General features: G+C 70.3%; 16 protein-coding genes. 5 read left to right on the top strand and 11 right to left on the bottom strand.

Annotation, left to right across the window (positions count from 1 at the left end):
* Positions 1-39 precede the first annotated feature (39 nt).
* The 4 genes from AB0E94_RS45825 to AB0E94_RS45810 all read right to left on the bottom strand — a co-directional run bounded on the left by AB0E94_RS45825 (position 40) and on the right by AB0E94_RS45810 (position 5,530).
* Complete coding sequence (locus tag AB0E94_RS45825; RefSeq protein WP_360340663.1) at positions 40-2,376, bottom strand: MMPL family transporter; 2,337 nt, start codon at positions 2,374-2,376, stop codon at positions 40-42.
* A 102-nt stretch (positions 2,377-2,478) separates the two neighbouring features.
* The gene (locus AB0E94_RS45820; protein ID WP_360340660.1) at positions 2,479-3,027 is read right to left on the bottom strand and encodes a TetR/AcrR family transcriptional regulator; all 549 of its coding nucleotides are present in this window, start codon (positions 3,025-3,027) and stop codon (positions 2,479-2,481) included.
* 38 nt (positions 3,028-3,065) lie between these two features.
* Positions 3,066-3,836, bottom strand: a complete 771-nt coding sequence (locus tag AB0E94_RS45815) for a hypothetical protein (protein ID WP_360340657.1) — start codon at positions 3,834-3,836, stop codon at positions 3,066-3,068.
* Positions 3,833-5,530 carry an AAA domain-containing protein gene (locus AB0E94_RS45810; protein ID WP_360340654.1) on the bottom strand — a complete coding sequence of 566 codons (1,698 nt, stop codon included), beginning with the start codon at positions 5,528-5,530 and terminating at the stop codon, positions 3,833-3,835. Before AB0E94_RS45810 ends, AB0E94_RS45815 begins: the two co-directional genes overlap by 4 nt.
* 89 nt (positions 5,531-5,619) lie before the next feature.
* On the opposite strand from AB0E94_RS45810, the gene AB0E94_RS45805 reads away from it, so the two are divergent.
* Complete coding sequence (locus AB0E94_RS45805) at positions 5,620-7,248, top strand: amidohydrolase (RefSeq protein ID WP_360340651.1); 1,629 nt, start codon at positions 5,620-5,622, stop codon at positions 7,246-7,248.
* A gap of 27 nt (positions 7,249-7,275) precedes the next feature.
* On the opposite strand, the gene AB0E94_RS45800 is transcribed toward AB0E94_RS45805, so the two are convergent.
* Positions 7,276-7,974: a hypothetical protein gene (locus AB0E94_RS45800; protein ID WP_360340648.1), complete on the bottom strand. Its 699-nt coding sequence runs from the start codon at positions 7,972-7,974 to the stop codon at positions 7,276-7,278.
* A gap of 273 nt (positions 7,975-8,247) precedes the next feature.
* On the opposite strand from AB0E94_RS45800, the gene AB0E94_RS45795 reads away from it, so the two are divergent.
* Entirely contained in the window at positions 8,248-8,934 is a 687-nt protein-coding gene (locus AB0E94_RS45795) for a laminin G domain-containing protein (RefSeq protein WP_360340645.1), read from the top strand.
* A 1,004-nt stretch (positions 8,935-9,938) separates the two neighbouring features.
* Here AB0E94_RS45795 and AB0E94_RS45790 read toward each other — a convergent pair.
* From AB0E94_RS45790 to AB0E94_RS45765, 6 genes are all read right to left on the bottom strand, one after another.
* Positions 9,939-10,673 carry a ZIP family zinc transporter gene (locus tag AB0E94_RS45790; protein WP_360340642.1) on the bottom strand — a complete coding sequence of 245 codons (735 nt, stop codon included), beginning with the start codon at positions 10,671-10,673 and terminating at the stop codon, positions 9,939-9,941.
* A 143-nt stretch (positions 10,674-10,816) separates the two neighbouring features.
* Complete coding sequence (araA, locus tag AB0E94_RS45785; RefSeq protein ID WP_360340639.1) at positions 10,817-12,301, bottom strand: L-arabinose isomerase; 1,485 nt, start codon at positions 12,299-12,301, stop codon at positions 10,817-10,819.
* 36 nt (positions 12,302-12,337) lie between these two features.
* The gene (yjfF, locus tag AB0E94_RS45780) at positions 12,338-13,363 is read right to left on the bottom strand and encodes a galactofuranose ABC transporter, permease protein YjfF (RefSeq protein WP_360340636.1); all 1,026 of its coding nucleotides are present in this window, start codon (positions 13,361-13,363) and stop codon (positions 12,338-12,340) included.
* Positions 13,360-14,382: an ABC transporter permease gene (locus AB0E94_RS45775; RefSeq protein ID WP_360340633.1), complete on the bottom strand. Its 1,023-nt coding sequence runs from the start codon at positions 14,380-14,382 to the stop codon at positions 13,360-13,362. Before AB0E94_RS45775 ends, yjfF begins: the two co-directional genes overlap by 4 nt.
* The gene (locus AB0E94_RS45770) at positions 14,379-15,905 is read right to left on the bottom strand and encodes a sugar ABC transporter ATP-binding protein (RefSeq protein ID WP_360340630.1); all 1,527 of its coding nucleotides are present in this window, start codon (positions 15,903-15,905) and stop codon (positions 14,379-14,381) included. Before AB0E94_RS45770 ends, AB0E94_RS45775 begins: the two co-directional genes overlap by 4 nt.
* 159 nt (positions 15,906-16,064) lie before the next feature.
* On the bottom strand, positions 16,065-17,045 hold the full coding sequence (locus tag AB0E94_RS45765) for an ABC transporter substrate-binding protein (protein ID WP_360340627.1): 981 nt from the start codon (positions 17,043-17,045) through the stop codon (positions 16,065-16,067).
* A gap of 227 nt (positions 17,046-17,272) precedes the next feature.
* Here AB0E94_RS45765 and AB0E94_RS45760 point away from each other — a divergent pair, with 227 nt between their 5' ends.
* From AB0E94_RS45760 to araD, 3 genes are all read left to right on the top strand, one after another.
* Complete coding sequence (locus AB0E94_RS45760; protein WP_360340624.1) at positions 17,273-18,358, top strand: LacI family DNA-binding transcriptional regulator; 1,086 nt, start codon at positions 17,273-17,275, stop codon at positions 18,356-18,358.
* Between the two features lie 741 nt (positions 18,359-19,099).
* Complete coding sequence (locus AB0E94_RS45755) at positions 19,100-19,582, top strand: hypothetical protein (RefSeq protein WP_360340621.1); 483 nt, start codon at positions 19,100-19,102, stop codon at positions 19,580-19,582.
* A gap of 273 nt (positions 19,583-19,855) precedes the next feature.
* Complete coding sequence (gene araD / locus AB0E94_RS45750) at positions 19,856-20,563, top strand: L-ribulose-5-phosphate 4-epimerase AraD (protein WP_360340618.1); 708 nt, start codon at positions 19,856-19,858, stop codon at positions 20,561-20,563.
* The last annotated feature ends 272 nt before the right edge of the window (positions 20,564-20,835 follow it).

Raw genomic sequence — 20,835 nt, 5'->3', positions numbered from 1 at the left:
GCGAAGGGTGTGTGAACGACGGCCGGTGGTCGCGGAATGTCAGACCCTTGCCGCGACCTGATCGGACGGAGCCAGGTTGTCGTCGGCGGCCGGTGGGCGGCGTTCCAGGGCGGCGCCCTCCACGTCCAGCTCCGGGAGCCAGCGCAGCCAGGACGGCAGCCACCAGGCGGAGTGGCCGAGCAGGGCCAGGGCGGCCGGGACCGCGATCATCCGGACCACGAAGGCGTCGAAGGCGATGCCCACGGCCAGGGCGAACGCGATCGGCTTGATGGTGTCGTTGCCCTCCGGGACGAACGCCGCGAACACCGCGAACATGATCGTGGCGGCGGCGATCACCACCGGGGCGGCCTGGCGGAAACCGGTGACGATCGCGTGTTTCGGGTCGGCGCCGTGGGCGTGCGCCTCGTGCATCCGGGAGACCAGGAAGACCTGGTAGTCCATGGCCAGGCCGAACAGGATGCCGACGATGATGATCGGTGCCAGGCTGAGGATCGGGCCGGTGGAGCCGGCGTTCACCGCGTCGGCGGCCCAGCCCCACTGGAAGACGGCGACCGTGGCGCCGAACGCGGCACCGATCGTCAGCAGGAAGCCGAGCACGCCGACGACCGGGACCAGCAGTGAGCGGAACACCAGCACCAGCAGCACGAACGCGAGGCCGACGACCAGGCCCAGGTAGACCGGGAGGGCGTCGTTGAGCTTCTGCGAGACGTCGATGCTGACCGCGGTGCTGCCGGTGACGTAGACGCGGGCGCCGTCGGCGTCGTCGACCTGGTCACGGATGGCGTGGACCAGGTCGACGGTCTTCTGGTCCTCGGGGCCGGACGCCGGGATCAGCGTGACCAGCGCGGCCGAGCCGTCGCGGTTCGGGGTGGCGGGCAGGGCCAGAGCCACGTCCGGCAGGGTGGCGATCTGCTTCTGGACCACGGTGGCGTGAGCGGCCGCGTTCGGGCCGTCGACCAGGACGATCAGCGGGCTGCTGATGCCGGGGCCGAACCGGCTGTCGATGATCGCCTGGGCGCGGGCCTGGGTGGTGCCCTCGGCGGCGCGCTGGGCGAGGGTGGTCTTCATCGAGAAGAACGGGATCGCGATGACGGCGAGGACCGCGACCGCGCCGATCAGGCTGAGCCAGCGCTGCTCGGAGACCAGCCGCGCCCAGCCACGGATGAAACCACGCCCGGCCGGCAGATCGTCACCGGCGGAGGAGCCGCCGGCGGAAGCGGCGGAAAAGCCGCCGACCGAAGCGGCGGAGGAGCCGCCGACCGAAGCGGCGGAGGAGCGGCCGGCCGAAGCCGCCGAGGAAACGGCGACGGAAGCAGGGGTGACGTACGGTCCGACGGCGACCGGCGGCAGGGAACGCTGCTTGCGGGGCAGGGCCCGGTGGCCGATGAAGCCGAGGATGGCCGGGACCAGGGTGATCGCGACCAGGACGGCGATCACGATGGTGGCCGCGGCGGCGATGCCCATCTCGGAGAGGAACGGGATCCCGACGACGGACAGGCCGGCCAGCGCGATCACCACGGTCAGGCCGGCGGTGACGACTGCCGCTCCGGCGGTGCCGACGCTCATCGCGGCGGCGGCCTCGACGGACAGCCCGCGGCGCAGCTCGTGCCGGAACCGGGTGACGATGAACAGCGCGTAGTCGATGCCCACGGCCAGGCCGAGCATGACGGCCAGGATCGGGGTGGTCGACTGCAACTCGGTGAAGCCGGTCAGCGTGACGATGCCGGCCGCGCCGATGCCCACGCCGGCGATCGCGGTCAGCAGGTTCATGCCGGCGGCGACCAGAGAGCCGTAGGTCAGGGCCAGGACGATCAGCGCGACGACCACGCCAAGGATCTCGGAGGCGCCGCCGATGTCGGCCGGGTTGCTCAGCGCCTCGCCGCGGGCCTCGACGGTCAAGCCACCGGAGCGGGCCTGGTCGACGGCGGCGGTGATCGCCGCCCGCTGCTCGTCGGTGACCTCGGACGGCTGCACCGGATAGGTCACCGAGCTGTACGCGGCCACCTGGTCCCGGGAGACGGTCGGCGACTTCGGGTCGAGCGGGTTGCTGACGGCCGCCACGCCGGGCAGTCTCCCGAGGCCGGCGACGATCTCGGTGACCTTCGCGGCGTTCGCCGGGTCGGTGATCCGCTGGCCGGCCGGCGCCTCGAACACCACCTGGACGGTGGCGCCCGCGGACGCGTCACCGAACCTCTCCTTCATCAGCGACAGGGCCGTGGTCGACTCCTGGCCGGGAATGCTGAAGCTGTTCGCGGTGGCGCCGGAGAGGGTGCCCGCGCCGACGCCGACCGCGACGAGGGCGACCAGCCAGGCGATCGTGACGAGTAAACGGTGCCGTACTGACGCCAGCCCGAGCCGGTGCAGCAGCGTTGCCATGACGAGTCCTTTTCTAGCAATAAAACCGAAATATCGGACACCAAGGTGGTACGGGTGATGCGCGCACCGGCCGGGGAAGCGGGAGGCGGGTGGGGCGGGTGGTCAGTGGCCGAGGGCGTCGTAGCCGATCTCGGCGAGGCGGGCCGGGGCGTCTGCGGTGAGCTGGTCGCAGAGGGCGAGACTGGCGACCGCGACCGCGCCGAGGGCTCCGGTGATCCGCAGGGCCCGGTCGGTGTCGCCGTGGAGTTCGTCGCCGAAGGCGGCGGCCAGCGCCTGACCGAGGACCGCGCACGAGTTGCCGATGTCGCTCTCCGGCTCGGCGAGCATCGACGAGAGCAGCAGCGCGACCATGCCGGGCTGGGCGACGGCCAGGTGGGCGAGGCCGGTCAGGACCACCCGGTCACGCTCCGGGCCGGTCGGCAGCGCGGCCACCCCGGCGCCGGTGTCCTGGATCTGCTCCACGCAGCGGTCGATGACAGCCGTCTGGAGCGCCTCCTTGGTCGGGAAGCGGTGCAGCAGGCCGGTTTTGGAGTAGCCGACCGTGTCCGCGATCCGCTGGACCGAGGTCTCCTTGAACCCGTGCCGGGCGAACAGGTGCGCCGCGGCCTCGAGGATCTCGTCGTCGATCTGCTGCTTCGTGGGACGGGGCATGGGGACCACCGTAGACCGTTATGGACCAGACTGGTCCGTCAGGGACCGTGGCGGTCCCCACACTGCGTAACGTCAGGTTGTGATTCCCCAGCGCAACCGCGATAAACCTGCAGAAGGTACGGATCGGGCCCGTCCACGGCCCAGCCGAAGACCAGCGGCTCGTCCTCGCACTCGACCAGGTAGACCGGCAGCCACACCGGCCGCGGGGCGGAGGCCTCCACCGCTACCGGAACCGCCGGCCCGGTGAAGTCGGCGACGTCGTCCCGGGCCAGCAGCCGGTCGACCGCCTCGGCGGGCAGACCAGCGGAAGCGGTGATCGGGGTGAAGGCGGTTCCGTCGGGGAGGGTCAGCGCCGGTTCGGGGAGCCACACCGCGTGGGTGGCGTGCGCATATGGCACCGGCTCCCCCGCGCCGCCGTCGAACAGCAACGTGAGGCGGCGGTTCCGGGACAGCCGGTAGCGACGGCCGTCCGTCATCGAGCGGCGGCCCAGTTCGGTCAGCGTGAGCCCGCCGGTGGTCCGGCGCACGTGCCCGAGCCCCTCCAGGAAGCGGGCGGTCCGGTCCACCAGCACCGGCTCGACCCCGAAGAACGTGGCCAGCTCGGCGATCCCGGACAGCCCGGCCTCGGCCAGCGCCCGGGTCAGGTATCTGTCGAACACGTCGTACGGCTGGGCCTCCCGCACGGTGGCCAGCACGTCGACCGCCCACATCGGCAGCAGCAGCGGCACGAACCGCACCGGCCGCACCCCGGGCAGCGCGCCCACCCGCCGGACCACCTCGCGCATCGGCAGGTGCGCGGCGCGTGTCACCAGCCTGTCACCGCCCGGTTGCGGGCCGGGGCACGGGCCGCGACCCGTTCGAACACACTGCCGGTGAGCAGGGCGGTCAGCTCGTCGGCGTCGGCACCGGACGGGCAGCGGGCGGCCACCCAGGCGCCGGCCACCTCCGGGTCGCGCAGCGGCGGGCGGCCGGTCTCGCCGACCAGCACCGCCCGGCGGGCCCGGACCAGCGCGACCAGCGCCTCGGGCACCGGCACCCGGGCCGCGTCCTGCAGGATGAGCAGGTCGAACTCCAGGTCGCCGTGCTCGGGCCGGCCCGCGCCGAGGCAGGTGGTGGCCACCACGTCGGCGTATCGCAGCAGCTCGGCGTGCAGCTGCCGAGACGGCCGGGCGGCCCGCTGCCGCCACTCGCGCAGCAGACCGCCACGGGCGCGCAGCACCGGTTCCAGCTCGTGACAGCGCTCGGCGAGAGCGGCGAGACCGGCCGGATCAGCGGTCCAGGAGGCGACGTCGGTCAGGGCCCGGGACGCGGACACAGCCGGAGAAGCGGCGTCGGCCAAAGAAGCGGCGTCGGCCAAAGAGGCGGGGCCGGCCGGGGAGGATGCTGGGCCGGCCAGGGAGGAGGCTGGGCCGGCCGGCGACGCCGGGGTGAGAGCGTCGGGCAGCAGGCGGGTCAGGTGGTGGGCGGCGCGCTCCGCGGACTCCAGCGCCCGCCGGGCGGCGACCTCGGCGAAGGCGGAGCGGTCGGCTGCCATACGGACGGTGCTGTCCTGCTGGACCTCTTGCGTCAATTGTCGGAGGCGTAGCTCGTACAAAGACATGGTGTTGAAAGACCGCGAGCGGGCCGCGGCGGCGGACCGGACCGCCTCGGCCAGCCGACGCCGGAGCCTGGGCGCGCGCCAGCGGCGAAGCCTGGAGGTTTCCGCCTGCCGCAACCCGGCGGTGAGCTGTTCCACCTGGTCAGCGGCCTGCGCGGCAGCCACCCGAGCCGTCTCGGCAGCCTGCGCGGACTCCCGGGACGCGGCGCCTAGACGCTCCCGCGCGGCCGCCGCGGTCGCCGCCCGATGGGCCTCGGCGCGGTCGGCGCGCTCGCGGGCCCCGGCCGCCTCAGCGAGCGCGGTGGTCAGCCGCCGCAACCAGCCGAGCGCCGGCGACGGCTCACCGAGCCAGGGCTCCAGGGACCGGGCGGCGGCCTGCGAACGGGCGAGAATGCGCTGCTGAACACCTGCTGCCGCGTCGGCGAGGCTGCCCGGGCCGGCGCCGGGCTGATCGGGACGGATCACCAGAGCCCCCGGCGGCAACCGGGACAGAACGGCATCAACCGCCGGCGGCGTCGGCGCGGCGAGCAGCACCCGCTCGCCGCGTTCCGCGGCCTCGCGCACGATCTCCAGAACGGTCACGGCCCGCGTGGCGCCGGGCGGAGAGATCAGACAGAACACATCCGGTACGGCCAGAGCGCGCGACACCTCGTCGGCGTCCGGCTGGTCGTCACCGGGCTCAGCGAAGCGCCCCTCGGCGAGCAGCGGCAGCAGCCCCGGGTTGACGGTGGCGCCGGCGCGCAGCCGCAGGATCGCCGCACGCTGGACCCGCTCGCTCAGGCCGGCGTCCCGGCCGGCGGACTCCGGGCCCAGCTCACGGCCCGCGGCGACGGCCAGTTCGAGCGCGGCGCAGAACCCCTCGTTCCGGTACGGCGGGTGCTCTAGATCGACAAGGGTCGACGCCATGCGCCCACCATAGTTGTGGCGGTTGCCGCCCTTCAAACGATCCGCGATTGAATGGGCGGACCACCCTCCCGCACAGATCGGATGCGCTGATGTCCCACCCCTACGCCGACCTGCTCTTCACCGGAGGGCCGGTGTTCACAGCCGGTGGCGGACCGGCCACCGCGGTAGCGGTCCGTGACGGCCGGATCATCGCCACCGGCCACGACCTGAGCGCGCTGACCGGGCCGTCCACCGAGGTGGTGGACCTGGCCGGGCGCCTGCTGCTGCCCGGCTTCCAGGACGCGCACGTGCACGCCGTGATGGGCGGCGTCGAACTCAACCAGTGCGATCTGACCGAGACCACCGACCTCGAGGAGTACCTGCGCCGGGTCGCCGCCTACGCGGAAGATCACCCGGACGTGGCATGGATCGTCGGCGGCGGCTGGTCGATGGAGACGTTCCCGGGCGGGGTGCCGGCCAAGGAGCTGCTCGACCGGATCGTGCCGGACCGGCCGGTGTTCCTGGCCAACCGCGACCACCACGGCGCGTGGGTGAACAGCCGGGCGCTGGAGCTGGCCGGGATCACCGGCGACACCCCCGACCCGGCGCACGGGCGGATCGACCGCAACCCCGACGGCAGCCCGGCCGGCGGCCTCCAGGAGGGGGCGATGGAGCTGGTCACGCCGCTACTGCCGGAGGTGACCACGGCCGACCGGATCGCCGGGCTCAAGCGGGCCCAGCAACTGCTGCACTCGCTCGGGGTGACCGCCTGGCAGGACGCCATGGTGTGCGCGACCAACGGCTACCCGGAGGTGTCCGACGCCTACCTGGCCGCCGCGTCCGAGGGCTGGCTGACCGCGACCGTGGTCGGCGCGCTCTGGTGGGACCGCGACCGTGGGCCCGAGCAGATCCCGGAGATCGTCGCCAACCGGGAGCGGCTCACCGTGGGCCGGCTGCGCTGCGACAGCGTCAAGCTGATGCTGGACGGGGTGGCGGAGAACTTCACGGCCGCGATGACCGAGCCGTACCGGGACGGCTGCGGCTGCACGACCGGCAACACCGGGCTGTCGTTCATCGAGCCGGCGGCGCTGCGGACGTACGTCACCAAGCTGGACGCGCTCGGGTTCCAGGTGCACTTCCACGCCCTCGGTGACCGGGCCGTGCGGGACGGGCTGGACGCGGTCGCGGCGGCCCGGTCGGCGAACGGCTTCACCGACACCCGGCCGCACCTGGCCCACCTGCAGGTGGTGCATCCGGACGACGTGCCCCGGTTCCGGCAGCTCGGCGCGACCGCGAACCTCCAGGCCTACTGGGCGTCACACGAGCCGCAGATGGACGACCTGACCATCCCGTTCCTGGATCCGGCGCTGGCCGGGCGGCAGTACCCGTTCGGTGACCTGTGGCGGTCCGGGGCGCACCTGGCGGCCGGCAGCGACTGGCCGGTCAGCACACCCGACCCGTTGCAGGCCATCCACGTCGCGGTGAACCGGGTGCACCAGGGCGAGGACTACCCGCCGTTCCTGCCGGAGCAGCGGCTCGACCTGGCCACCGCGCTCGCCGCGTACACGGCCGGGTCGGCGTACGTGAACCGGCTCGACGACACCGGCACGATCCGCCCCGGCAACCGGGCCGACCTGGTGGTGCTCGACCGGGACCCGTTCACCGCGCCGGCCGCCGAGATCGCGTCGGCGTCGGTGGCCGGCACCTGGGTCGACGGCCGGCAGGTCTACGCCGCATGAGAAAGGGGGCCGGTGGGCCCCCTTCGCTCAGTTCTGCTCGTCCTCGTCGTCCGGCTCGACGGCGACCTCGTCGTCGTGCTCGACCTCGTCGGCCGCCTGCGCGTGCCGGGGCGCCGCCTCGATCACCTCGGCGACCGGCTCCTCCTCGACGTACTCGCTCATCTGCGGCGCGTCGACCCACAGGGCGCGCAGCTGGCTCTGCATGAACCCGGTGAGCCGGCCACGGTACTCCCGGTCGAACTGCTCCAGCGCCTCGATCTGCTGCTGGAGGGCCTCCCGCTTGGCGCCGAGGCTGCCGACCACGTCGTCGTAGCGCTGCTGCGCCTGATGCTTGAGCTGCTCGGCGCCGGCGATCGCGTCGGCGCCGATGGTCTCCGCCCGGTTGCGGGCGTCGGCCACGATCTTCTCCGCGGTACGCCGGGCCTCCTCGGCGCGGGACTGCGCGTCGCGGGCCATCTGCTCGGCGCCGGCGCGGGCCTCGGCCAGCACCCGGTCCGCCTCGCGGCGCACGTTGTTCGCGTGGGCCTGGGCGTCCCGCGCGATCTGTTCGGCCGCCGCGAGCGCATCCGTACGGATCTTGTCCGCGTGGTGCTGCGCGCTCGCCACGTGCTCCTCGGCGGTGCGCTGCGCGAGGGCGAGAACCTGCAACGCCTGGTTCGGCAGGCCGGGGTTGGGGGCGATCACCGCATGCTCCGAGGTCTGACTGTCCGTCCCATTGAGCAGCACTTCGACACGATCCTTACTCGAGGGGGTGAGGTCCGGCGACCGGCGGACTCTTGGGGGGTGGGCCGGCGCGCATGGCCATGATCGGCGGATGCTACCAAGCTGAGCTGCCAGTTTGCGAGGGTCCGCTGACGATCACATTTCCGCCACTGAGGCTGTTAACGGACATTTCGTATATTAGGCTGAATTGGCTCTCGGGTCCGACCCATCGGAGGACGATCCATGCGTACCGCCTTTTTGACCTGCCTGTTCCTTGTGACCACCAGCTTGTTCCTTGTGTCCACCGGGCCGCAGGCGGCGGTCGCGGGCACCGTCGCGGGCACCGCTGCGGGCACCAGGGACGTCCGGATGGCGGTCTGGCCGATGGACGAGACAGCCGGCAGCACGTGGATGACCGACACCAGCGGCCGCGGCCACCACGGACAGATCGGACCGGAGGTCGGCACAGGTCTGTCCGACGGGTTCGACATGGGCTACCGGTTCGAACGGCTGGAACCGGACACCCCGCCCACCCGGCCCGGCCATCTGGTCACCGTCGCCGACCACTCGGACCTCGACCCCGGCGACCGCGACTTCGCCGTCACGATCCGCCTCCGGACGACCCACAAGTTCGGCAACATCATCCAGAAGGGCCAGGCCACCGTCGCCGGCGGAAGCTGGAAGGTCCAGATCCCGAACGGCCGCGCCACCTGCACCTACCGGGGCGCCCGCGGAACGATCGAGCTGCGCGCCCCCCACAAGATCAACGACGGCGACTGGCACGTGGTCCGCTGCACCCGCCTGAGCGGCGGCGTCCGGCTGACCATCGACGGCATCGAGGCGGCGACCCGGGAAGGCTGGACCGGCACGATCAGCAACAACTGGCCGGTGACGATCGGCGGCAAACCGGACTGCGACCAGATCGAGGTGGGTTGCGACTACTACGCCGGAGACCTCGACTGGATAAAAATCGAAGCCGCCTGACGCCCCACCTCACCACCGCACCGCCTGCCCACCACCTCCCCGGCCCGAGCCACCGGGCAGCACCCCCAACCCAGCCACCTCGCGACACCCCCCAGCCACCTCGCGACACCCACCCCAGCCGCCTCGCGGCGGCCGAGACCGCCGGCCGTCGCTCAGCACGCTTTCTCCGGCCGTATTCCAGCCGTAGGCGACGGCTGAGGTGGTCCGCCTTCGGCTCCCTCGCCGCCGCGTCACCCATCACCGCAGTTCGGCTGGCTTGCCCCACACCGTCGCAGCGCCGCCACCGACCCCAACCGCTACTTCCCTCGCCCCTCACCGCCGCGCGCCACGTCTCTCGCCGTCACGCCGCCCGCCGCACCCCGGTCGCCCATTCGCCCCACGCCTCGCTCGCCGCGGCCCCGCTACCTACACCTCGCCGCGCCCCACTCGTCACGGCCCACTCACCGCACTCCACTCGCCGCGCCCCACTCGTCACGGCCCACTCGCCGCACTCCACTCGCCGCGTTCCACTCGTCACGGCCGCTCGCTGGATCTTGCACGAATGTTCACCCTGCGAGTGGATCTTGCAGCGTTCTCCATGCCCGGGCGGGGAAACACTTGCAAGGTCCGCGCCACAAAGTGGTTCTTGCAAGGCGATACACCTCCAGACAGGAATAATCGTGCAAGATCGCCGCGGGCAGGGAGAACCGTGCAAGATCGCCGCGGGCATGGGGAGGATCTTGCAAGATCGCCACGGACGAGGGCCACGCAGTATCGCCGCAGGCGGGAGGATCGCGCAGAATCGTCAGAGACGGGAGGATTGTGCGAGATCGCCGCAGCCGGAGGGATCGTGCCAGATCGCCGCTGGCGGAGGGATCGTGCAAGATCGCCGCAGGCAGGAGGATCGTGCAAGATCTACGGGAGCGCAGGCGGCGCCACGCCAGATCCGGCTGGTCGTCAGGGCTGTCTTACGCCTGTCGGGACAGCCGGTGCGGGCCGGCTGGGTTTGATCTTGTGGGGCGGGTTCAGAGGTGGGACAGGGCGAAGGACAGCAGGAAACCCGTCACGGTGATCAGGCCGATCAGGAGGTGGGCGTCTTCGAACGCCTCCGGGATCATGGTGTCGGCGACCATCGTCAGGATCGCGCCGCCGGCCAGGGCGGTGATCCAGCCGAGCAGGGCGGCCGGCGCGTCGGCCAGGATCGTGTATCCGGCTATCGACGCGATGCCACTGATCAGGGCGATCCCGGACCAGAGGCCGAAGACGTACGTCCGGTTGCGTCCGGCCGCCCGCATTCCGGCCGCGCTGGACAGGCCCTCGGGGACGTTGCTGACGAAGACCGCCACCACCGTGGCCACGCTGACCCCGCCGCCGGCGAGCAGGCTCGTGCCGATCACTATCGACTCGGGGATGCCGTCGAGCAGGGCGCCGAGCGCGAGGGCCAGGCCGGTTCCGTCGTCCTTGCGGTCCGCGGAGCGCTTGCGGTTGCGGGCGCCGCGCCGGGCCAGCAGCACGTTGCAGCCGGTGTAGATCAGGGCGCCGGCGATCGCCCCGGAGGCCGCCCACTCCATGCCGGCCTGTTCGTAGGCCTCGCCGACCAGTTCGAACGCGACCGCCGACAGCAGCACACCGGCGCCGAACGCCATGATCGACGCGATGATCCGCCGCGGGATGTCGACGAGGTAGCCGACCGCCGCGCCGAGGAGCAGCGCGGAACCGGCCAGCAGTCCCCAGCCACCCGCCTCCAACCAACCGGGCATGACGGCGATCATGCCCGGTCATCCCGCCCGGCACACCATCCAGGCGGGATGACCGGCAAGCGTCCGAGGCAACCCAGGCGGCCTTGTTGACGACGGGAACACCTGTCCCGCCCAACTCCACAAGATCGCCGAGATTGGGCCGGCTAGCGGCCGAAACCGCGGGCGAGCCGGTGGTACGCCTGGTTCCAGCGCACCTCCTTGACGAACGACCGGGTGGTGGTCGCCTCGTCGATGACCAGCAGTTCGGTGCCGACCATCTCGGCCAGGTCGGCCAGTTCCTCCGCGCCGACCGCCGACGACAGCACGGTGTGGTGCGGGCCGCCCGCGGTCAGCCAGCATTCGGCCGACGTGGACAGTGACGGGGCCGGCTTCCAGACGGCGCGGGCGACCGGCAGCTTCGGCAGCGGCGCGGTCGGCGGCACCACTTCGATCTCGTTGGCGACGAGGCGGAACCGCTCCCCCAGGTCGGCCAGGCCGAGCACGATGGCCTTGCCGGGGGCGGCGTCGAAGACCAGGCGGACCGGGTCCTCCCGGCCGCCGATGCCGAGCGGGTGGATCTCCAGCTTGGGCTTGCCGGACGCGATGGTCGGGCACACCTCGAGCATGTGGGCGCCGAGGATGACCTCGTTGCCGGGGGTCAGGTCGTAGGTGTAGTCCTCCATGAAGGACGTGCCGCCGCCGGGGGCCATCGCCTTGAGCGTGTGCACCAGGACCGACGTCTTCCAGTCGCCTTCGCCGCCGAACCCGTACCCGTCGGCCATCAGGCGCTGGACCGCGAGGCCGGGCAGCTGCCGGAGCCCGCCGAGGTCCTCGAAGTTGGAGGTGAACGCGCGGAAGCCGCCCTCGGTGAGGAACTGCCGCAGGCCGAGCTCGATCCGGGCGCCGTAGCGCAGCGAGTCGAGCCGTTCGCCGAGCAGTTCCGGCGCGACGTCGTAGGTGTCCTTGTACTCCTCGACGAGCTTGTCGATCTCGGTGTCCGGCTGCTGGTCCACGACTGCGACGAGGTCGTTCACCCCGTACGTGTTGACCGAGACGCCGAACCGCAGCTGAGCCTCGACCTTGTCGCCTTCGGTGACCGCGACGTCGCGCATGTTGTCACCGAAACGCGCGAGCTTGAGGCTGCGCATCGCGGCATAGCCGCGGGCGGCCTTCACCCAGGTGGAGATGCGGGCGGCCACGGCCGGGTTGCTGACGTGCCCGGCGACGGTCTTTCGCGGTACGCCCAGACGCGCCTCGATGAACCCGAACTCCCGGTCGCCGTGCGCGGCCTGGTTGAGGTTCATGAAGTCCATGTCGATCTCGGACCAGGGCAGTTCGACGTTGTGCTGGGTGTGCAGGTGCAGCAGTGGGGCCCGCAGCGCGTCCAGCCCGGCGATCCACATCTTGGCCGGGGAGAACGTGTGCATCCACGCGACCACGCCGAGCACCCCGGGTGTGGACGAGGCCCGCCGGCAGATCTCCAGGATCTGTTCGGCGCTGGTCAGCACCGGCTGCCAGACGACGTCCGCGTCGAGCTGCGCGTCCAGCTGTCCGGCGATCTCCCGGGACTGGGAGGCGACCTGCTCCAGGGTCTCCGGTCCGTAGAGTCCCTGGCTGCCGGTGAGGAACCAGATTTCCCCGTTACTCATGTGGTCGCCTTTCTCGTACTTTCGTAGTCATGCTGGTTATTTCGCTTTTCTCGTGACGAGTCGCTGCATCACGATGAAGACGAACAGGAGCACGCCGATAATGATCCGTGCCCAGGCCGCGTTCAGATCGCCCTGGAAGTTGATGATCGTCCGGATCAGGCCGGTGACCAGGACGCCGAGCACGGTGCCCCAGACGAAGCCGGAGCCGCCGGTCAGCAGCACGCCGCCGATGACGCAGGCGGCGATCGCGTCCAGCTCCATGCCGTTGCCCTGCAGCGCCCAGCCGGAGGTGGAGTTGATGCTGAACAGCACACCGCCGAGCGCCGCGCAGAAACCGCTCAGGGTGTAGACGGCGATCTTGGTACGCCCCACCGGCAGGCCCATCAGCAGCGCCGAGTCGGCGTTGCCGCCGATCGCGTAGACGTTGCGGCCGAACCGGGTCCAGGCCAGCACCGCCGCCGCGACCACGACGGTGAGCACCGCGACGATGGCGATCGGCTTGGTCACCACGCCGTCGGCCAGCACGATCCGGAAGTCGGACATCTCCCGCCACATGTCGTCGCGGATCGGGACCGACTCGTCGTTGATGGTCAGCGCCGCGCCGCGGGCCAGGAACAGCCCGGCGAGAGTGGCGATGAACGGCTCCACCTTGAAGTAGTGGATCACCGCACCCTGGCCGGCTCCGATCAGCGCGCCCAGCAGCAGCACCGCCGGCAGGACGACCAGCGGCGGCCACTCGGCCTTGAGCAGGGTTGCGGTCAGGATCGTGGTCAGCGAGATGACCGCGCCGACCGACAGGTCGATGCCGCCGGTGATGATCACGAAGGTCATCCCGACCGCGACCACCAGCAGCACCGCGTTGTCCCGGAACAGGTTGACGATGACGCTCGGGTCTTCGAAGTTCCGGTAGTTGGCGACGCCGCTGCTGTACATCACGATCAGCAGGAACAGGGTCGCGAGGATCGGGATGTACCGGCTGTTCGGCTTGTAGACCCGGCGCCGCTTGTTGAGCAGCGGCCCTCCACCGTCCTTGGTGACCGGAGTCATGTCCGTGGTGGTCATGCTGGCGCTCCAACTTTCTGCACGGCCGGGCGCTTGAAACGCCCGAAGACCTTCGCGCGGAAGTCCGGCGACTGGGACAGGCAGAGCGCTACCACCACGACGGACTTGAACAACAGGTTGGCCTCGGCCGGGATGCCGATCGCGACCACGGTGACCCGCAGCGTCTGGATGATGACCGCGCCGAGCACGGTGCCGATGATCGAGAACCGGCCGCCGATGAGTGCGGTGCCACCGATGACCACGGCCAGGATCGCGTCCAGCTCGATCAGGTTGCCGGCCGAGATGCTGTCCGCGCTCTTGATGTCGGCGCTGGCGATCAGACCCGCGAGACCGGCGAAACCGCCCGCCACCACGTACGTCATGATCGTGATCCGGCGAGCGCCGATGCCGGCCAGCCGGCTCGCCGTCGGGCTGCCGCCGACCGATTCGAGCAGCAGGCCGAGAGCGGTACGCCGGGTCAGCAGGACGGTCAGTCCCACCGCGGCCGCGGCGATCAGCAGCGCGATCGGCAGGGTCAGGAAGAACCCGGAGGCCAGCGCCGAGTACGGCCCGGACTGCACGTTGATGATCTGGCCCTCGGTGAACAGCTGGGCCAGGCCGCGACCGGCCACCATGAGGATCAGCGTCGCGATGATCGGCTGGATCCCGACCAGCGCGACCAGCGACCCGTTCCAGAGGCCGGCGACCAGCGAGACCAGGATCGCCGCGCCGATCGCGATGAACACGCCGCCGAGGCTGTTCTGGTTCGGCAGGTCGCTGATCAGCAGACATGCGACGGCGCCGGAGATCGCCATCACCGAGCCGACCGACAGGTCGATACCGCCGGTCGCGATGACCAGCGTCATGCCGAGGGCGACCAGGATGAGCGGCGCGCTGCCGCGCAGGATGTCGATCAGCGAGCCGAAGAGGTGGCCGTCCTGGATCGTGATGAACTGGTTGGACGTGAACGCGTTGACCGCCAGCATCACCACCAGGATCAGCGACGGCCAGAACAGCCGGTTCTTCAGGATGTTCGTCATGAGGTTGCTCCGCTGGCGATGGTCTGCATGATGCGGTCGGCGTCGACGTCCGCGGTGTTCTCCAGCTCCTCGACCAGGCGCCGGTCCCGCAGCACCGCGATCTTGTGGCTGAGCCGGAGGACCTCCTCCAGTTCGGCGCTGACGAACAGCACCGCCATGCCGCCGTCGGACAGCTCGGCCACCAGGCGCTGGATCTCGGCCTTGGCGCCGACGTCGATGCCGCGGGTCGGCTCGTCGATGATCAGGAGCCGGGGCTCGGTGATCAGCCACCTGGCGAGCAGCACCTTCTGCTGGTTGCCGCCGCTGAGGTTGCGGACCGGGCGCTCCGGGTCGGCGGGCCGGATCTGGAGGGCCTTGATGTACTTGTCGACGATCTCGTCCTGCTGCTTGCGCGGGATCGGACGCGTCCAGCCGCGGGCGGCCTGCATCGCGAGGATGATGTTCTCCCGGACGCTGAGCTCGCCGATGATGCCCTCGGTGCGCCGGTTCTCCGAGGAGAAGGCGATCCGGTGCTTCATGGCGGCCTGCGGGTCCCGCAGGTTGATCCGCTTGCCGTCGACCAGCACCTCACCGGTGTCGGCCTTGTCGGCGCCGAAGAGCAGGCGGGCCAGCTCGGTACGGCCGGAGCCGAGCAGGCCGGCCAGTCCCACCACCTCACCCTCGTGGATGGTCAGGTCGTACGGGGCGATCGCGCCCTTGCGGCCGAGGCTCCTGGCCTCCAGAACCGGCTTGGCCTCGGCAGCCCGTTCCCGGTTGCTCTGCGCCTTGTCCTCGAGGTCCTCCAGCGCGGCCAGCTCCTTGCCGATCATCTTCTCGACGAGTTGCACCTGGGACAGTTCCTCGGTGCGGTGCTCGCTGATCAGCTTGCCGTTGCGCAGGATGGTGAGCCGGTCGGAGATCTCGAAGATCTGGTCCAGGAAGTGCGAGACGAACAGGATCGCCACGCCGTCCTCCTTGAGCCGGCGCATGACCCGGAAGAGCTGCTCCACCTCGGCGGTGTCCAGGCTGGAGGTGGGCTCGTCGAGGATGAGGACCCGGGCGTCGACGTCGATCGCGCGCGCGATGGCGACCATCTGCTGGATCGCCAGCGAGTAGGAGCTGAGCGGCGCGGACACGTCAAGGTCGAGGTCGAGCCGGGCGAGCAGCTCCGCGGCACGCTGCCGCATCTTGCCCCACTGGATCTTGCCGAGCCGGCGCGGCTCACGGCCGATGAAGATGTTCTCCGCGACGGAGAGGTTGGTGCAGAGGTTGACCTCCTGGTAGACCGTGCTGATGCCGGCCTGCTGGGCGGCCAGCGGACCGGAGATGGTCACCGGCGCCCCGCCCAGCACGATCGTGCCGCCGTCGATCTCGTACACCCCGGTCAGGGTTTTGATCAGGGTGGATTTGCCGGCGCCGTTCTCGCCCATCAGGGCGTGGACCTCACCAGGGAACAAACGGAAATCGACGCCGTCGAGGGCGACGACGCCGGGGAATACTTTTCGGATCCCGGTCATCTCGAGGACCGGGGACTGCTCGCCCATTCTGGCTCCGTTTCGAGCTCCGCAGGCCGCCCCGGATTCTCACCGGGGCGACCTGCGGGCAGATCAATCAATGAATCTTTTTCAACCTGGCATCGGTCCGATGGCGGCGGGTCGCCGGCAGGCTCCGGGTCGCATGGACCTCGCCACGTTGAAAAAAATTCAGTACTTGCGGGTGGGCAGAGCCGCCTTGGCCTCTTCCTGGGTGAAGGTGCCCTCCTTGGTGAGGATCCGCTTCTCCACCGGCGTGCCGGCCTTGACCGCCTTGACGGTCTCCATCAGCTGGTCACCGAGGAGCGGGCTGCACTCGACGATGAAGTTGATCTCGCCGGCGGCCAGCGCCGTCATGCCGTCCTTGACCGCGTCGACGGTGATGATCTGGATGTCCTTGCCGGGGGTCTTGCCAGCCGCCTTGATCGCCTCGATGGCGCCGAGGCCCATGTCGTCGTTGTGGGCGTACAGGACGTCGATCTTCGGAACCGACTGGAGGAAGGTCTCCATGACCGTCTTGCCGTCGGCGCGCTTGAAGTCACCGGTCTGCGACTTCACGATCTTCAGGTTCGGGTTCACCTTGATGGCGTCGGCGAAACCGGTCTGCCGGTCGATGGCCGGAGCCGAACCGGTGGTGCCCTGGAGCTCGACGATGTTGACGTCGCCGGTCTTGCCCTCGAACTGCTTGACCAGCCACTCGCCGGCCTTGGTGCCCTCCACCTTGAAGTCCGAGCCGATGAAGGACTCGTACAGCGAGGTGTCGGTCGAGTCGACGGCACGGTCGGTCAGGATGACCGGGATGCCGGCGTCCTTGGCCTCCTTGAGCACCGCGTCCCAGCCGGAGGTGACCACCGGCGAGAAGGCGATGACGTCGACCTTCTGCGTGATGAAGCCACGGATGTCGCTGATCTGGTTCTCCTGCTTGCCCTGGGCGTCGGAGAACTGAAGCTTGATGCCGGCCGCCGCAGCGGACGCCTTGATCGACTCGGTGTTGGCGGTACGCCATCCACTCTCAGCGCCGACCTGCGAGAAACCGAGGACGATCTGGCCGTCGTCGCCACTCGCGGTGCCGCCGTCGTCCTTGCTACAACCGGCGAGAGCGGAGACGGCCAGCAGACCACCGAGCACCGCCACAGACAAGGTCCTACGCACTACAACCTCCAGAAACTGTTACCGTTCACAAATAAGCAGCGGGTAGGGCGACCAGCCCAAATCCGCGGAGATCGGCGTCCTTCTGCGACCGCCGTCACAGCTTGCGTTTCTGGAGTGTTACCGTTCTCATCCCGCTCGTCAAGAGATCCGGATCAACGTTTCGAAGCTGTTGCAAGAACACCGTTCTCACCCATGGTGATCGAACCGAAGCTGCTAGGAATCGTCCAATGGCGACATCTGAACAGGTGCCGAGCACTGATCCGGCCCTCGAACCAACCGCGCCCGCGCCCCGGCCGAGATCCGGCAAGGAGCGTGGCAGCGTCATGCGTGACGTGGCCAAACTCGCCGGCGTCTCGCACCAGACCGTGTCGCGCGTGATCAACGAACATCCCAACGTGCGCGCCGAAACCCGCGAACGGGTGCTCGCCGCGATGCGGTCGCTCAACTACCGGCGCAACCTGGCCGCCCGGACGCTCGCCACCAGAGAGTCACGGACCCTCGGCATCGTCGGTTTCGAGACCACCCTGTTCGGTCCCGAATCGATGCTCTACGGCATCGAGAGCGCCGCCCGTGCCGCCGGTTACCTGGTCAGCGTCGCCACCGTCCGGGATCTGTCGCACCGGCCGGTGCTCGAAGCCGTCGACCGGCTCGTCCAGCACGGCGTCGACGGGATCATCGCGATCGCCCCGAAACCCGCGGTCACCACCGCGCTCACGCACGCCCCGGCCGGGATGGCCTGCGTCGCGGTCGGCGGTGACGGCCAGGCCGGATTCCCGACGGTACGGGTGGACAACGCGGCCGGCGCACGCATCGCCACCCAGTATCTGCTCGACCTCGGGCACGCCACCGTGCACCACGTCGCCGGGCCGCTCGACTGGCCGGAGGCCCAGGCCCGGGTGGACGGGTGGCGGGAGACGTTGTACGCGGCCGGCGCCGTCGTCCCCCCGGTCACCGCCGGCTGGTGGGATGCCGCCGCCGGATACGAGCAGGGACGCCGTCTCGCCGAGGACCCGACGGTGACCGCGGTGTTCTGCGCCAACGACCGGATCGCCCTCGGCGTGCTGCGGGCCGTGCACGAATCCGGGCGGCGGGTGCCCGACGACGTCAGTGTGGTCGGGTTCGACGACATGCCCGACTCGGGGTATTTCCTGCCCCCGCTCAGCACCGTCCACCAGGACTTCGCCGAGCTCGGGCGGCGGGCGCTCGCACTGCTGCTGCGCAATCTCGGGCTGCCCGACGGCGATGCGCCCGAGGACGTGGTCGTGGCGCCGCGATTCAACCCGCGGTCGAGCGCGGCGGCGCCGCGCTCCTGAACCCCCGTCCCCGGACCGGCGCCAGCACCCCGGTCCGGGGACGGGCCAGACCACGAGCCGTCGCTCACGCGCCTTTCGGCGCCTTTTTGACCATGCTGAGGTACGGCTGAGGCCGCCGAACGTACCTCAGGACGGTTGTCCGGTGCGCATTCCACGGCTGAGGTTCGGCTAGCCGTCAGCTGAGACCGTCCGTGATCAGGGTCTGGTCCATCCGCGCGTGCCGAACTCCGGCGATAGGTGCCGCGGCAGCGGTGACAAGCGCACACGTTGGCGTTACGTGTGCTCGGATAGTCGTCCCGGCGTGGCTGAACGCTCACGATCGGCCGTGCGTGTGCGCCTGTCTCTGCTGGGGCGATGACCAGCGCACGCGATCGGCCAATGTGTGCGCTGGTCGACGTTGCCGACCCTCGCTACGGCAGTGACAGGCCCGAGGAACGGGCTGCCTACCTCGCACCGGCCGTCGCCCAGTCAGGCATTCCGGTGCTGGGCGACGGCTCGCGGTCCCCGACCATGACCGAGCCGATCCGGCAGACCTCGATCGCGAAGGCACTCCAGGCAGGCTGCGGGTCACGGTGGGTGGCTCATCCTCGCCGGTGAGGGCCATTGCGCTCTGGCGCTGCGCCGTTACAGTCCGAGGAGTGCTCGACGACGACACACCGTTCGCGGAGTCCTGGCGCCCCGGCGCCGGGCGGTCCCGTCGCGCCGCCACCCGTGACGCGGTCGTGAAGGGACGGTGAGCACATGGCTCCCGGATCCAACGGATGGTTCCGCCGACGATCACCCCGGCTCTCCGGGACCCTGCACATCCGGGACGCCACCGGCCGCGAGCTGGTCGTCCCGCTGCGTGGCCGGGCCGCCCTGCTGACCACCGGCGCCACCCGGCTCCGCGGGCACGGCGAGGTGTGGGCCGTGCACACCACGGCGCCGGCCGCCGAGACCAGCCTGATGATCATCTACGGCCGGGCCGGTGAGTCCGACCTGAACTCCGGGCTCTGCGCCGCCGGCCAGACGATCGTCCTCGACGGGGTCACCTTCACCTGGCGGGCGCCGAGCGCGCCGGTCAACACGGTCCCGCAGCAACGGTCGGCCGCCGGCGGGCCACCCCGCAACCTGCGGACTCCCCCGGCACGGTCGTCCAACACCCGTTCCGAACCGGTTCGAGACGGGCTGCGGTCCCGGCTTCGCAACATGGTCCGCGTGGTGACCCAGGCCGCCCGCCACTGAGCGGAACCCGGCTCCCGGCCACTCGGCACACCGCCGGCACCCGCGCGAAAGCGGCATCCCGGGCCGCTCGCCGTCGCGAGGTGAGAGCCGCGAGCCACGCCAACGCACGGCTGACAACGGGTAGCGTCATTCCCGAGAGCGACTCGAAGGCTCGTCCTGTTGGCGCTAACATGCCGTCTGATGGACGAGTCCAGTGCGTTTCGGCCTTGTGTCGAACCGTACCGGTTCCGTTATCGTGAGCGCTAACATTGTGCGGCCGAGGAGAATGACGACGTGACTTACGGTTCGCCGGCCCTGCGCCGGGCCGTGCTGGTGGCCAACCAGACCATCCCCAAGGCCGGCCTGGCCCAGCTCACCTGGGGCAACGTCAGCGGCATCGACCGCGAGGGCGGCTTCTATCTGATCAAGCCGTCCGGTGTCGCCTACGACGAGCTCACCGAGGACCACCTGGTCCCGGTCGACCTCCAGACCGGCAAGGTCCTCGGCGGCGACCTGCGCCCGTCCGTCGACAGCGAGAGCCACCGGGCGTTCTACCTGGCCTGGCCCTCGATCGGCGGCGTCACCCACACCCACTCCACCAACGCGGTCGCCTTCGCCCAGGCCGGCCGGGACATTCCAGTCTTGGGTACGACCCACGCCGACACGTTCAACGGCCCCGTCCCCGTGACGCGCGCCCTCACCCCTGAGGAGTGCGCCACCGACTACGAGCTGAACACCGGCCGGGTCATCGTCGAAACCATCGGCGACGACGAAGGAGCCGCCGCGATCCCGGCCGCGATCGTCGCCAACCACGGCCCGTTCACGTGGGGCGCCACCCCGCAGAAGTCGGTCGAACACGGCATCATCCTGGAAGCCGTGGCCGAGATGGCCCTGAAGACGCTGGCCCTGAACCCGAACGCCACCACCCCGCCCCACCTCCAGGAACGCCACTTCAAGCGCAAGCACGGCCCGGGCGCCTACTACGGAAACCCTCGCCCCTGATTCCCACTCGCGGATCTTGCGAGATCGCGCCGACAGATCTTGCACGGTTCTTCACGTCGGCGGCGATCTTGCACGGTTCTCCACCCTTGGCGGCGATCTTGCACCATTCTCCACCTTGGCGGCGATCTTGCACGGTTCTCCTCCCTGGCCGGCGATCTTGCATGGTTCTTCATGTCTGGGCGGAGTCAATACTTCGTTGCATCACTGTCGATGGATCTTGATGGGATGCTGTGATGGCGGCGCGGTTGAGTGTGGCGGAACGGGAAGAGATA

The organism is Actinoplanes sp. NPDC026670, from assembly GCF_040638175.1.
Taxonomy (GTDB): Bacteria; Actinomycetota; Actinomycetes; order Mycobacteriales; family Micromonosporaceae; genus Actinoplanes.
The sequence above is the reverse complement of the archived record's forward strand: the minus strand, read 5'-3'. Positions and strand labels throughout refer to the sequence as shown.